The sequence below is a fragment of the Corynebacterium sp. sy017 genome (genome assembly GCF_017918135.1).
Lineage (GTDB): Bacteria > Actinomycetota > Actinomycetes > Mycobacteriales > Mycobacteriaceae > Corynebacterium.
In genome coordinates this window covers 24,288-37,878 of the sequence record NZ_RZUE01000003.1, presented here as the reverse complement: position 1 = coordinate 37,878, position 13,591 = coordinate 24,288, and the positions used below count along the sequence as shown (strand labels likewise).

Below are 13,591 nucleotides of genomic sequence, written 5' to 3'. Positions count from 1 at the left end.
TCTCAGCAAAGGACATATCATGCAGAACTCCTGTGCTCTTGTCACTGGTGGCGCTTCTGGACTCGGTGCCGCCACTGCCCAAGCACTCTTTGAGTCCGGTTACCACGTTATTGCTCTCGACCTCACCCAAGGGGATAATTCCAATATCACGTACGTCGAATGCGATGTCACAAATGTTGCACAAGTCGCATCCGCTATTGAGCAAGCAAAAGCCATTGCGCCCTTGGCACTTGCTGTCAATTGCGCTGGTATCTGCCCTTCTGCACGTGTTGTGGGCAAGAATGGTGTTCATTCACTTGAGCTTTTTACTAAAACCATCAATGTTAATCTGATTGGCACTTTTAATGTTCTCAGTCAGGCTGCTATTGCAATGCGGGAAAATGAACCAGATGAGAATGGGCAACGCGGCGTAATTATTAACACCTCAAGTGTCGCTGCCTTTGAGGGGCAAGTGGGGCAAGCAGCATATGCAGCAAGTAAGGGTGGTGTACATTCGCTGACCATCTCAGTGGCGCGTGATCTTGCTTCTTCTGGGATACGAGTTAATTCGATTGCTCCGGGTATCGTCGATACGCCAATGATGGCTGCAATAACACCTGAGTTTCGCACGCAACTTGAAGCTCTGGTTCCTTTTCCGCCGCGTTTAGCTAAGCCAGAAGAATATGCGCATCTAGTGCTCAGTATCGTCGAAAATCCATATCTTAATGGCGAAACAATCCGCTTAGATGGAGCATTGCGTATGCCGCCACGTTAGAATACACACTTTCAGGTAAGCACCTATGTTTTTTCCAGCATAGGTGCTTTAATAGGTTAGGTTAAGATAATTAATTTTTATTCAAGGAAACCTACCCAATGCCCCATAAAAAGCATACGACGACACTCTCGCTTTATCGACGTCGAGTCATTGGTTTTTTCATCCTTGTGCTACTGCTAGTCCTCATGATTATCTTGAGCTTTCTCTTTGGCGCACGATATATGACATGGGATACGCTCATACACGCTTTGCCCGACGCATGGCAACAAATTAAATCTGGGCAGGTAGAAAGCACTGATAATAACGCCACCGTCATCTCTCACCTGCGCTACCCTCGCACCGTGCTGGGCATATTTGTGGGCGCAGCCTTGGGTGTTGCCGGCGCCTTAGTGCAAGGGCATACCCGCAACCCTTTGGCTGACCCCGGTATTTTAGGTATCTCCTCTGGAGCTTCTCTGGCTGTTGTCCTTGGATTCACCTTCTTTGGTATTAGTTCAATGCAGGCAACAGTCGTGGTTGCTTTCCTTGGTTCCATTGCTGCCACCATGCTGGTTTTTGGTCTTGCCTCTGTGGGCAAAGGATCCATGAACCCTTTAACGCTGATTCTCGGTGGTGCTGCCTTAGCAGCTGTCCTTTCTTCTATTACTTCTTCTCTCATTCTGAGTAATCAATCCAGTCTGGATCACCTGCGTTTTTGGACAGCGGGCGCTCTCTCAGGGCGGGAACTATCTGTGGCCTGGGGGATTGCTCCTTTTATTGTGCTTGGTGTGATTGCCGCTTTTAGCACTGCATCCTCCCTTAATCTTCTTAACCTAGGGGAAGATACTGCCCAGTCCTTGGGGGTTAATGTGGGACGTCAACGTTTCATTGGCATGGCACTCATTGCTCTGCTGGCAGCGGCAGCTACTGCGGCAGCTGGCCCTATTGGTTTTGTTGGTTTAGTGGTTCCCCATATTGTTCGTGCGATCACTGGCCCTGATTACCGGTGGATTCTTCCGTATTCAGCACTGACAGGTTCGGTGTTGTTGTTAGCTGCTGATGTTGTGGGGCGCGTCGTCGCACGGCCTGGGGAGCTACAAGTAGGTATTGTGCTTGCTTTTGTGGGAGCACCTGTGTTCCTCTTTTTGCTGTATCGACGTAAGGTGGTGAAACTCTGATGCACACTCCTCTACGCATTCCGCCATCAAAACAACAAATCCCGGTTAATCTTGGAGTTTTTTCTGGGCTACTGCGCCCGCGGCTTGTGCTGATCAACGCTGTACTTGCGGTGGGTATTTTCATTCTGCTGGTTGTTTCTATCACGATCGGTGATTACCCTATTACTCCCCATGGGGTGCTGGATGTGTTTTTCGGCGGTGGTACCCGCATTGAGCGCATGGTGGTGCTGGAATGGCGCGCCCCACGCAGTGTTGCAGCTATCATTATTGGCGCTGCCCTGGGATTATCCGGCGCCTTAACGCAGTCACTCACTCGCAATGGCTTAGCAACTCCAGACATTCTGGGTATCACAGTGGGTGCTTCCGCAGCAGCGGTGACTATCATCGTGCTGGGTTCTGGCACCACCAGTGCTCTCATTGCGTGGCTTACCGGGGTGGGCATTCCCATTGCTGCGTTTTTGGGTGCCATGCTCACTGCCACGGTGATCTGGATTATGAGCTTTCAGCGCAAAATTGATACTTTCCGATTGATCCTCACCGGCATTATTGTCAGCGCCCTGTTGCAGGCGTATATCACGTGGATTATGACCCGCGCTGATATTAACGACGCCACCGCCGCAACCTTCTGGCTTAATGGTTCACTCAACTCTGCTTCATGGAGCCGTATCAGTTGGTTGTTATGGGTACTGCCCGTAGTGATTCTGCTACTACCGTGGATTGCGTACCAGCTACGTATCTTAGTGCTGGGTGATGATCTTGCCCGCGGATTAGGCAATAACGTTACTGCTTCGCAGTTCTGCCTGCTGGTTCTCTCTGTTCTGTTGGCAGCTTTGGCAGTGGCAGCCAGTGGGCCGATTGGTTTTGTGGCTTTCGTCGCCCCCCATATCAGCCGCACTCTCAGCGGACTGGCTACTCCCCCACTATTCGGCTCCATGATCAGTGGCGCTTTCTTGCTTATTTTTGCTGATCTATGTGCTCAAACAGTGTTTCCCAAAGAACTCCCGGTGGGTATTCTTACCTCTGCGATTGGCGGAGTGTTCCTTATTTATCTTCTCATTCGCTCTAACCGAAAGGTCAACGCATCATGAGTATTCCGTTCTCTCCTGCTACCTCCGCTGCCCGCATTAGTGCCCGCGGTATTTCTTCTGGCTACGGCAAAGAAAAAATCATTAACACACTCGATGTTGATATTCCACGCGGAGCTGTCACCACAGTCATTGGCCCTAATGGGTGCGGTAAATCAACGCTACTGCGCACCCTGTCACGGCTTTTGCCTACAACCTCAGGAACTATTGCGCTCGACGGCACGGATATAAGCACCCTAAGCCGCAAAGAAATCGCTAAAACTCTCAGTGTATTACCGCAATCCCCTCTTGCTCCGGAAGGGTTACTAGTCTCTGATCTTGTTTCCCGAGGACGCCACCCGCATCAATCCTGGTACCGCCAGTGGAATAAAGAAGACCAACAGGCAGTAACTGAAGCACTCAGACTCACCAACACAGATCACCTAGCCGAGCGCACAGTAGATTCCCTCTCAGGAGGACAACGGCAGCGAGTATGGATCTCTCTTGTCCTAGCCCAAAATACAGACCTCGTTTTCCTCGACGAACCCACCACCTACTTAGACCTCGCTCACTCCATTGAGATCCTGGAATTAGTAGGACGGCTGCGTTCCCAGGAACAAAAAACAATAGTGATGGTTCTTCATGACCTGAACTTGGCGATTCGCTATTCCGATCACCTGATTGTGATGAAAGATGGGCAGATCATCACCACAGGAACGCCTGCGCACGTGATCACGAGTGGTTTATTGAAAGAAGTTTTTGGGCTTTCAGCTATCGTCGTCGCAGACCCTGTTACAGGAGGTCCGCTTGTGGTACCAACGCAACCAGAGCAGACCCAATCCGAATTAGAATCACACGCAGTAGGAGCAGAAAAATAGGGTCATAACCTGTAGCGGTTATGACCCTAGGAGCTAACAATCATGAGAGCTTAAGACGTTGTATTCTGTGCAAGCAACGCATCAAGTTTTTCCACCGACCAAGGAATACTCAGTGGGTTCGGAGTGCTCATGGCATTACCGAGCTGTTTTTCAATAAAGAACACCCGGTTTTCCTGCACTAACTTCAGATTTGCATATACCGGGTTCTTTTTTAGCTCATCTTCATTATTGTCATAGGACAAAATAAATAGATAATCCAGCGACTCCAGTACGTCGTAGTTTTCCGGAGAAAGCTCAAAGTAGAAATTATCCTGAGCGCGCTCATTGAACTCCTCAGGAACCTCAAACCCTAATTCTTCAAGCAAAGCTCCACGCCCATCAGCATCAGTGTAGAGACTGAGCTGACCGTTATATGGTAGCCCAATGGCAACTTTCTTCCCAGCAAGTTCAGGGTGTTTGTCTCGGAATCCCTTAAGCGACTGCTCAGTTTTCGCAATAAGTTCCTTGCCTTCTGCTTTCTTATCGACCGCCTGCGCCACGCTCTCTACCTGTGAACGCCACGGAACCTGCCAATCTTTATATTGCTTGTCATGGTAAGTAACAGGAGCAATGGCTTCTAATTTTGCTTTAGTGTCCTCATCTACCTGTGCATTCACCGCAACAATAGTATTGGGTTCAGCCGCCGCAATTTTTTGCAAATGCTCCGAGGTAAAACCAGTACCGGTACCATAAAGCACCTCAGGTTTTTTATCTTTCGGCAGATCATCTGCTGCCCAAGGACCAAGCCCATTCGGGCTATCACTATCCTCAACCCATGCAGCGAACACACTAGGGGTAATTCCTAACGCTAATAGCGTATCGACGTCCCCCAAACCCAAGCTCGCCACATTTTCTCCCGCTTCTGCCGCGGTGGACTCTTGTTGTTTGGATGAGTTTTCTGCGGTGTTGGTAGAACACGCACCTAGTAATAATGCGCAACTAGATAAAGCAGCAATAAGCGCACGCTTAGAGCCTCGTTGTGCATACCATGTACTTGGTTTCTTCATCGCTATGCAGTCTCCTTGTTCTTATCGCACCCTTGGTGCACACCTCGCAATCTGCGAGAAACTTAGTTAATCCTACCTTAATTTTTTCGGTAATGAAGAGGCTAAAATGGCAAAAAAGCAGAAAGTGCTAGCTTAAAATTTTAAGTACGAAACTCACAGATCATGCACCGGAGAAATCATGCAGGAAAACTCAACTCACAATGCTAAGCATCACAGCCAGCGCACAATGATTGTGGCAGGCAGTCACCGTATCGGTTCTTATTCTTCTGTCCTAGCACACGTCGTCGGCAAGCGGCTCACTGACCGAGGGCAAGAAGTAGATCTGATCGAGGTATCCACTTTGGATCTTCCGCTGCATAATCCAATCGATCACCGCAACCCAGAGGGTTCAGCAGATCCGCGTGTGCGTGATTTTTGCCACCGAGTACGACAAGCAGACTCCTTTGTATGGATCACTCCCATCTATCATGGTTCATATTCCTCAGGATTAAAGAAAATAATTGATCATGTCAATATCTCTTTAATGGAAAATAAACCTGTAGCAGTGATGGCTCACGGAGGCGGTCGGTTCAGTGGTTCAGCCATAGATCACCTTCGAGCTGTCGGCGTTAATCTTCACGCACAAGTCATCAATGTTGCCGTAGCCACCAACACAACAGACTTCACCGAAACAGAAACTATGCCAATACTCACCAGCGAAACAATTATTGCCCGAATAGATCGAGCAATAGAGCAATTGTTACACTAATAAAAATCAAAATATCCTATAGAACTGCTCTTTAAGAGCACCATTGCGTTTATCTTGTCGTTTCTACTATCAAGCATATTTCTGACCATAGGAAATATATATTGGGCAACTTTTCTGCAGAAGAATGTTCCTCACACTTTACTAGCCAGAGTCATCAGCATAGATTGGTTTGCTTCTCTCGCCCTTGTTCCCTTGGGGTCGGCATTAGCAGGGGTAACGCTCGAGACGATTGGGATGGAAAATATGCTTTTCTTGCTTTCTTTCCCCATATTGGTTAGCGGATTCATCCTTGCCACGAGGATGAGGATGGGCAAAAATAGTTAATAGCTCATTTTTGGCAAAGAAAATCACGAGAAAACGAAAAGCCCCTACAAACGTAGGAGCTTTCACGAGATATCTTTGCGACTACGCAGCGCGCAGGCGACCACCAGTAGTTACTTTAGGACGGTCTTTCTTCGCTACAGTCTTAGCCTGCTTAGCGACGTTATCCTTCACACTTTCAGAGATAACGGTCTTAGACTCAGGCTTAGATTCTGGCTTAGACTCAGCGGGGTTACCCTGCTCAGATTGAGCAGATGGTACAAACTTACTCTCAGAAGAAACAGGTTCTTCACTAGAAGTAGATTCTCCAGGTTCCTGTGTTTTCTTAGAAGATGTAGGTTCCGCAGACTCCCCAGGTTCCTCTCTAGAGGTTGGTTCCTCAGATTCTTTAGAAAGCTTAGCAGGACCGACCTCCTCTTCTTCAGAAGGCTTTGGTTCTTCAGATTCTACAGGCTCTTCACTAGGCGGCACCTCAGACTCCTCATCAGGACAAAGAGTAATATGCTGGAAACCCTGGTCACAATTATCTTCATCACCATTAAGCGAACCATAATAATTCACCGCAGGATTCAAGCGAAGATGAAACTCCTGTGCGTAAGCACCATGCTTGCCATCAACAGCCGGCTCTATATCAGCACCAATAGTGTCAAAACGACCAATATCTGCTGTCACAGCACACGCACCAACACCAGTCAAACCATCAACGTTCGCCTGCTTCTTATATAGTTCGACGATCTTGTTACGAGTATCCTCAGACTGTTCTTTGGTAGTAACAGGAGGCAACTCACCAGTACGACCCCACTCGTAATTTTTTAGCCCCTCGCAACCTTCCTCAACACTACCAGGTCCACCACCCTCAGCAGAACACTTCCACAACATATTATCCGCGCGAATCGGAATATAGGTATCCTCACCGACTGCTTCCACAGTACCGGTGACCTCGAAGGTATAAACACCCAGCGCGTTCAAGCCGATTTGGTAGAAATCCCACTCAGGCTGCTCAGCAAAAGACGAAGGCTGAACACCATACCTTCCCTTTTCATCATCAGCTAAAGAACCATGAGGATTCTTCACAAACGACGACACTTTATACGTGTCGTTATCTGTTAGTTCCGCCGTCGAATCAACGATCGGAACCTGGTACTCTACTTCTTTGGTAGGAACATAAGTATCATTACCCCACCCAATGATTTTTTCTTCAGGTAACGGATTACCATCCAAATCCTCCCAATAAGTTTTCTCAGGATCTTCCCCCTGAGCGGCAACACCTCTATGCCATTGCACATTAGGCATATGCGTCAATTTAATAGACACGTCCTTGACTGTGGACGGGATCATAATCTGCGCACCGCGAGTAGTTTGGATGTGATCTTCATCCATCACCAAAGGTGATAGTTGTACTTGCCAGGTGACCTGTGTTTCATCGCCTACTTGTTTCACACAGGTAGAACCAGTGTCACAGTTCGCACCACCCCACGAACCAAAAACATTATCAGCATCGCTGCCCTGGGAGCCACTATCATCAGAACCGACAGGACCAGCGGCTAATACTGAGGGGGGGGGCTAGAAAACCCGCACCAAGCATACTTACGGCAACAACCGCCGCAGCACGCTTAGCAAAACGTTGTAAAAACATATTTCCTCTTACTTTTCTTCCTAGGAAAAAGAACAAAAATACTTTCCAAGCCATCCTCAGCCATAAACACAAAGCTGAGAAAAACATAAAAGCATTTCTCATCATAACCCATGTCATAAAGAAAGTCCTAGCACCATCGGTGCTAGGACTATTGTGCAAAACAAAAATTACGCTACGCGCAAATGACCACCCGTAGTAACTTTAGGACGGTCTTTCTTCGCTACAGTCTTAGCCTGCTTAGCGACGTTATCCTTCACACTTTCAGCGATAACGGTCTTAGGTACAGGCTTAGATTCTGGCTTAGACCCAGCGGGGTTACCCTGCTCAGATTGAGCAGATGGTACAAACTTACTCTCAGAAGAAACAGGTTCTTCACTAGAAATAGGTTCTCCAGGCTCCTGTGATTTCTTAGAAGATGTAGGCTCCTCAGATTCCTGTGACTCATCACTAGAAGTTGGTTCCTCAGTGTCCTTAGAAGGCTTAGCAGGACCAACCTCCTCTTCTTCAGAAGGAGTAGGTTCTTCAGATTCCTGTGGCTCCTCAGAAGGCGTTGGTTCCTCAGACTCTACAGGCTCCTTGCTAGGTGGCACCTCAGACTCCTCATCAGGACACAGCGTAATATGCTGGAAGCCCTGATCACAGTTATCCTCAGCACCATTAAGCGGACCATAATACCTCACCGCAGGATTCAAGCGAAGATGAAACTCCTGTGCGTAAGCACCATGCTTGCCATCAACAGTCGGCTCTATATCACTACCAATCGTATCGAAACGATCAATATCTGCTGTCACAGCACACGCACCAACACCAGTCAAGCCATCAATTTTTCCCTGCTTCTTATATAGTTCGACGATCTTGTTACGCGTTTCCTCAGACTGCTCTTTGGTAGTGACAGGAGGCAACTCACCAGTAAGACCCCACTCATAATCTTTCAGACTCGCGCAACCTCCCTCATAACTACCAGGTCCACCACCCTCAGCAGAGCATTTCCACAGCATATTCTCAGCACGAATCGGAATATAGGTATCCTCACCGACAGCCTCCACAGTACCAGTGACCTCAAAAGTGAATACACCCACTGTGTTCAAGCCGATTTGGTAGAAATCCCAATCAGGCTGATCAGCAAAAGAAGAGCGCTGAACACCATATATACCCTTGTTACCATCAGCTAAAGTGTTATTATCAGCTAAAGAACCATAAGGATTCTTCACAAACGACGACACTTTATACGTGTCATTATCAGTAAGCTCTGCTATCGAATCAACGATTGGAACCTGATAGTCCACTGCCTTGGCAGGAACATAACTATCATTCTCATCGGTAATGATATTTGCTTCAGGTAATGGATTACCATCTGCATCTTCCCACTGAGTTTCCCGGAGATGCCCTTTGCCATCATCAACTGGTCGCATGTAAATATCAGGCATATGCGTGAGCTTGATGGATACATCTTTCACAGTAGATGGGATCATAATCTGCGCACCACTAGTAGTTTGGACGTGATCCTGAGAAAAAACCAGTGGTGACAATTGCACTTGCCACGTGACCTGTGTTTCATCCCCCACTTGTTTCACACAGGTAGAACCAGTGTCACAGTTCGCACCACCCCAAAAACCAAAGGTATTATTATGGACTGGATATTCTTCCGTACCACCGTTACCTGCTAATACCGAGGGGGGGGGGATAGAAAACCCGCACCAAGCATACTTACGGCAGCAACAGCCGCAGCACGCTTAGCAAAACGATTCAACAACATTATTTCCTCAATTTCTTCCTAGGAAAAAGAACAAAAACGCTTTCCCAATTCCCCTCAACCACACAAAGCTGAGAAAAACCTAAAAGCACACTCATCATAACCATATAATCGCCAGATATGCCAGAACGCATCTTCGCCATCCCCACCTCCAAAACAACCAAAGTGGCAATACATAACCAATGAGACTAACGTGACTGTTGATGTTCTGTGGCATTCAAGTAATCGCCCACCACCAGATTATCGAAGCATAGGAGTCTTTATGTCCCCGCACCTTAATCGCCGAGGTTTCCTCAAAGCATCGGCTTTTACTCTTGGCAGCAGCGCAGCATTAGCCGCAACGTCGCCCCGCGTTCATGCACAGGCACAAGCGCCAGGTAAAATCCTGGGCACTGTCATTGACTTTGCGGCTGGAGTACCAGACGCACAAGCCATCAAAGCGGCTGGCCATAGTGGTACGGTTCGTTATGTTTCTGGTCGTCGTCCCGGCACTGAATCATGGATGCTCGGCAAACCCGTTACCCTAACCGAAACCAAAAACAATGCAGCCCTCGGTCTAGCCACCGCTTCGGTTTACCAATTCGGCAAAGAGGCGACTGCAGACTGGAAATCAGGTGCAGCCGGCGCACTTATACACGCTCCACAAGCAATCGATTTTCACCACAAAGCAGGTGGTCCGCTGCACCGCCCCATCTACGTCGCTATCGACGACAACCCGAGCAGAGAACAATACACCACACTCATCCGTCCTTATTTGCAGCAATTTAATGTGCTATTGGCACAATCAAATTATCAACTGGGGATCTACGGAAATTACAACACTATCGATTGGGCTATTCGCGATGGTCTTGGCAGTTTCTTCTGGCAACATGATTGGGGTTCTCGTGGGCTTATTCACCCTCGAGTCACCATCCATCAAGTAGCTGGCTATCAGCGCAATGTTGGTGGCGTTATTGTAGATGTCAACAATGTCTATGCCAAAGATTGGGGTCAGTGGTTACCGGTTTAACTCCCAATCCGCCCTTAGCATCAACAAACCCCAGTTCAACACAGGAACTGGGGTTTTAGCGATATCTACAGCTTAGTGATCTACTGGCGCCTCCACACCGACACCGGTGAGTGACCGTACTTCCATCTCAGCTTGTAGATCGTCGAGGTTATCTGGTTTTCCAACGAGAGTACCGATATAACCCGCGATGAATGCTAATGGGATAGACACTAAACCAGGGCTAGTGAGTGGGAACCACGCAAAATCAACATGAGGGAACATGGATGTTTCCGCACCCGACACTGCTGGCGAGAAAAAAATAAGAACAAGCGCAGACCCTAAACCAGCATAGATAGAACTTACCGCCCCCAAGGTATTAAAGCGCTTCCAGTAAAGGGAGTAGAGGATCGTCGGCAAGTTTGCGGAAGCAGCGATCGCAAACGCCAGCGATACTAGGAATGCAACATTTTGTTCCATCGCCAAAATGCCAAGAATAATCGAGGCGATACCGACCACAATAACTGTGATCCGAGAAACACGAACCTGCTCTTCCTCGCTAGACTTACCATCACGAATCACTGCGTCATAAATATCATGCGCAACTGAAGCAGAAGCAGTAATCGCCAGACCTGCAACCACGGCCAGTACCGTCGCAAAAGCTACTGCCGAAATCGCCGCCATGAAAATTGGACCAGCAAGCTCAAGAGCAAGCAATGGTGCCGCAGAATTTGCCCCACCAGGTGCTGCCAAAATGCGATCCGGACCAACCAAAGCAGCCGCACCATAACCAAGAACCAAAGTCATAAGGTAGAACGCACCGATGATTCCGATTGCCCACGTTACTGAACGACGCGCCTCTTTAGCAGTAGGCACGGTGTAAAACCGCATGAGCACGTGTGGCAAACCAGCAGTACCAAGCACCAAGGAAATACCCAAAGAGATAAAGTCAATCTTGGTGGTGAGAGTCTTACCGTACTTCAGACCAGGTTCAAGAATCTGAGATGCCTCATAGCCTTTATGCGCAAGGTATTCCGAAGCACTATGCGTCATAACAGCCTTATCTAATAGTGAAGAGAAGCCACCTTTTACCATGACAAACACAAGAACAGTCATGATTAAAGCACCGCCAACAAGCAAGACCGCCTTAATCATCTGCACATATGTGGTTCCCTTCATACCACCGATGAGCACATAGAGAATCATGATAATACCGACCACAGCAACAACAATGGATTGCGCAAGACGTCCGTGGAGGTCAAGGAGCACCGCAACCAATGCACCGGCACCAGCCATTTGGGCAATGAGATAGAACAAAGAAACGAACAAAGTACCAAAAGCTGCAGCAACACGCACTGGTTTTTGCTTTAGGCGGAATGAAAGCACATCAGCCATAGTAAACCGGCCCACATTGCGCAATGGTTCAGCCACCAAAAGCAATGCGGCAATCCATGCCACGAAGAAGCCAATGAGGTACAAGAAGCCGTCGTAACCATTGATCGCAATTGCGCCAACGATACCAAGGAAAGAGGCAGCAGAAAGGTAATCACCTGCGATAGCCAAACCGTTTTGACGACCGGAGAAACTTCCACCGCCGGTATAGAAATCAGAGGCTTCTTTTGTGCTCTTTCCGACCCGAAGCACAACTGTCATCGTGACCACGATGAATGCCAAAAATACACAAATGTTAAGAATGGGGTTACTTGCAGAGGATCCTGCGGCAAGATAGGTAGTCATCATGTCTTAGCCTTCCATCTTCTGACGAATTATCGCAGCACGCGGTTCGAGATTCTTATTAGCAAACTTGATGTAGATCCACGTAATGATGAATGTGGTAAGGAATTGTGCCCAACCAAAGATGAAACCGATATTTACCGTTCCAAACACTGGTGTCGCCATAAAATCCGATGCAAAGGTTGCGGTCAGCACATAGCACACATACCAAAGGAAAGATGCGATTGCCATAGGGAACGCAAATGCTCGAAATGTTTTCTTAAGATCAACAAACTCTTTACTTGTCTGCATCTCACGGAACTCTTGCGCCGTGGGCTGATGACGTTGCGTAGGGTCTGGTGCAGCAGCACTCATATCAGATCCTCTCTTTTGCGGACATAATGGAAAGACTAGGCGTGCACACTATGCACTTTGACGTGATGAACTTTTGCTCAAAAATGTCATACAGCACGTTCACCTTATAGAAAGTTACCTGCCTCACAAATTTTTACAAAGACGTAATGCGTTATGTCCACTTAAAATAATGCCCCCTACCCCCATTCACCCACTTTAGCTGCACAAACTTCGCACCAAATCCACCCCCTAGCCCCCTGTCCCCTTCGTGGGCACTTAGCGTCGCTCAAAAACTGGTGCTCGTTTTTCTTTACGCGCAGCCTTCGCCTCAGCAGCATCAGCGCTATCCCAACATTGCTGGTATTTTTCCTGTTGGTTGGCGTCGAAAGCATAAGAACTATCGCCCGCATTCAGCACTCCTTTAAGCTGCGCCACCGCCAACGGAGCAAGTTCACTGAGCTTTTCGACGATCCCCCATGCTTCTTCCTCACTGGCTTGAGCAAGAGCAAAACCACTTTCCACTGCTTGCTGCGCACTTATTGTGGTAGCAGCGAGCAACATATTACGAGCCACAGCCCCACCAAGTAACTCGCGCGCACGATTAATCGTCCAAGCATCTAAAGCAAAACCCAGTTCAGTAGCAGGAACCTTAAACCATGCCCGCTGCCCCACGATACGCACATCACAAGCAAGTGCCAGCTGACTGCCAGCCCCAACAGCGGGACCATGAATATCTGCCACAACAGGAATCGGCGCATTGACACAAGCACGCAACATAGCCCACAAAGCATCATGGAATCCTCCACCATATACACCACCGCTGTTCGTCGCGGCTTGCTCTTTGGTCGATCCCAAATCTGCCCCAGCACAAAATGCTTTCCCGGCGCCACGAATCACCACAAGCCTTATGGAGTCATCTTCCTGTGCGCGCACCCCGGCGCGTTCAATAGTGTTAGCAATGCACTGACACATCTGTGCATTCAAGGCATTACGTTGTTCATCACGATCAAGAGTGATGAGCAAAATTTTTCCTTTTTGTTCAACTCGAACATATTGGTCAGCATATTGGTCATGAGCAAAAGTGTGCGGTAGCGTTTCAGTCATATTTCCATTGAACACTGTTATCAGGAAAATCGCTGCCAAAAACGAAAACTTTTCCGTTCATGGGCATTACAGTCATTA

The 13,591-nt window shown here is 48.2% G+C and carries 12 protein-coding genes and 1 pseudogene; 6 read left to right on the top strand and 7 right to left on the bottom strand.

What is annotated here, in order from left to right; genetic code table 11:
- The first annotated feature begins 19 nt into the window (after positions 1–19).
- The 4 genes from EML15_RS06635 to EML15_RS06620 all read left to right on the top strand — a co-directional run bounded on the left by EML15_RS06635 (position 20) and on the right by EML15_RS06620 (position 3,853).
- Positions 20–754: an SDR family NAD(P)-dependent oxidoreductase gene (locus tag EML15_RS06635; RefSeq protein WP_144274241.1), complete on the top strand. Its 735-nt coding sequence runs from the start codon at positions 20–22 to the stop codon at positions 752–754.
- Positions 755–852: 98 nt separating this feature from the next.
- Complete coding sequence (locus EML15_RS06630) at positions 853–1,911, top strand: iron ABC transporter permease (protein WP_144274239.1); 1,059 nt, start codon at positions 853–855, stop codon at positions 1,909–1,911.
- A complete protein-coding gene (locus tag EML15_RS06625) occupies positions 1,911–2,999 on the top strand; it encodes an iron chelate uptake ABC transporter family permease subunit (RefSeq protein ID WP_144274237.1) in 1,089 nt (362 codons plus the stop codon). Before EML15_RS06630 ends, EML15_RS06625 begins: the two co-directional genes overlap by 1 nt.
- Complete coding sequence (locus tag EML15_RS06620; protein WP_144274235.1) at positions 2,996–3,853, top strand: ABC transporter ATP-binding protein; 858 nt, start codon at positions 2,996–2,998, stop codon at positions 3,851–3,853. Before EML15_RS06625 ends, EML15_RS06620 begins: the two co-directional genes overlap by 4 nt.
- A gap of 50 nt (positions 3,854–3,903) precedes the next feature.
- Here EML15_RS06620 and EML15_RS06615 read toward each other — a convergent pair whose 3' ends face one another.
- Positions 3,904–4,899: an ABC transporter substrate-binding protein gene (locus EML15_RS06615; RefSeq protein ID WP_144274234.1), complete on the bottom strand. Its 996-nt coding sequence runs from the start codon at positions 4,897–4,899 to the stop codon at positions 3,904–3,906.
- A 178-nt stretch (positions 4,900–5,077) separates the two neighbouring features.
- Here EML15_RS06615 and EML15_RS06610 point away from each other — a divergent pair, with 178 nt between their 5' ends.
- A complete protein-coding gene (locus tag EML15_RS06610) occupies positions 5,078–5,647 on the top strand; it encodes an NADPH-dependent FMN reductase (protein WP_144274232.1) in 570 nt (189 codons plus the stop codon).
- A gap of 204 nt (positions 5,648–5,851) precedes the next feature.
- Here the strand turns inward: EML15_RS06610 and EML15_RS06605 are convergent, their stop codons facing one another.
- The 3 genes from EML15_RS06605 to EML15_RS06595 all read right to left on the bottom strand — a co-directional run bounded on the left by EML15_RS06605 (position 5,852) and on the right by EML15_RS06595 (position 9,169).
- Positions 5,852–6,037 (bottom strand): hypothetical protein, encoded by a 186-nt coding sequence (locus tag EML15_RS06605; protein WP_144274230.1) that lies wholly within the window; start codon positions 6,035–6,037, stop codon positions 5,852–5,854.
- A 15-nt stretch (positions 6,038–6,052) separates the two neighbouring features.
- Positions 6,053–7,408: a hypothetical protein gene (locus EML15_RS06600; protein WP_144274228.1), complete on the bottom strand. Its 1,356-nt coding sequence runs from the start codon at positions 7,406–7,408 to the stop codon at positions 6,053–6,055.
- A 363-nt stretch (positions 7,409–7,771) separates the two neighbouring features.
- Positions 7,772–9,169: a hypothetical protein gene (locus EML15_RS06595; protein ID WP_144274226.1), complete on the bottom strand. Its 1,398-nt coding sequence runs from the start codon at positions 9,167–9,169 to the stop codon at positions 7,772–7,774.
- Positions 9,170–9,619: 450 nt separating this feature from the next.
- Here EML15_RS06595 and EML15_RS06590 point away from each other — a divergent pair.
- Positions 9,620–10,360, top strand: a pseudogene (locus EML15_RS06590) (DUF1906 domain-containing protein); the annotation flags it as partial.
- A 78-nt stretch (positions 10,361–10,438) separates the two neighbouring features.
- Here the strand turns inward: EML15_RS06590 and EML15_RS06585 are convergent.
- The 3 genes from EML15_RS06585 to EML15_RS06575 form a co-directional block, all read right to left on the bottom strand.
- Positions 10,439–12,082, bottom strand: a complete 1,644-nt coding sequence (locus tag EML15_RS06585; protein ID WP_144274222.1) for a cation/acetate symporter ActP — start codon at positions 12,080–12,082, stop codon at positions 10,439–10,441.
- Positions 12,083–12,085: 3 nt separating this feature from the next.
- Positions 12,086–12,430 (bottom strand): DUF485 domain-containing protein, encoded by a 345-nt coding sequence (locus tag EML15_RS06580; protein WP_168195025.1) that lies wholly within the window; start codon positions 12,428–12,430, stop codon positions 12,086–12,088.
- 255 nt (positions 12,431–12,685) lie between these two features.
- Positions 12,686–13,513, bottom strand: a complete 828-nt coding sequence (locus EML15_RS06575; protein WP_144274220.1) for an enoyl-CoA hydratase — start codon at positions 13,511–13,513, stop codon at positions 12,686–12,688.
- Positions 13,514–13,591 lie beyond the last annotated feature (78 nt).

Bases quoted from the DNA above. Each gene is read 5' to 3' on its own strand.
- EML15_RS06630 (WP_144274239.1), top strand. From the start codon at position 853: ATGCCCCATAAAAAGCATACGACGACACTCTCGCTTTATCGACGTCGA.
- EML15_RS06585 (WP_144274222.1), bottom strand. From the start codon at position 12,082: ATGATGACTACCTATCTTGCCGCAGGATCCTCTGCAAGTAACCCCATT.
- EML15_RS06635 (WP_144274241.1), top strand. From the start codon at position 20: ATGCAGAACTCCTGTGCTCTTGTCACTGGTGGCGCTTCTGGACTCGGT.
- EML15_RS06620 (WP_144274235.1), top strand. From the start codon at position 2,996: ATGAGTATTCCGTTCTCTCCTGCTACCTCCGCTGCCCGCATTAGTGCC.
- EML15_RS06610 (WP_144274232.1), top strand. From the start codon at position 5,078: ATGCAGGAAAACTCAACTCACAATGCTAAGCATCACAGCCAGCGCACA.
- EML15_RS06575 (WP_144274220.1), bottom strand. From the start codon at position 13,513: ATGACTGAAACGCTACCGCACACTTTTGCTCATGACCAATATGCTGAC.
- EML15_RS06615 (WP_144274234.1), bottom strand. From the start codon at position 4,899: ATGAAGAAACCAAGTACATGGTATGCACAACGAGGCTCTAAGCGTGCG.
- EML15_RS06580 (WP_168195025.1), bottom strand. From the start codon at position 12,430: ATGAGTGCTGCTGCACCAGACCCTACGCAACGTCATCAGCCCACGGCG.
- EML15_RS06625 (WP_144274237.1), top strand. From the start codon at position 1,911: ATGCACACTCCTCTACGCATTCCGCCATCAAAACAACAAATCCCGGTT.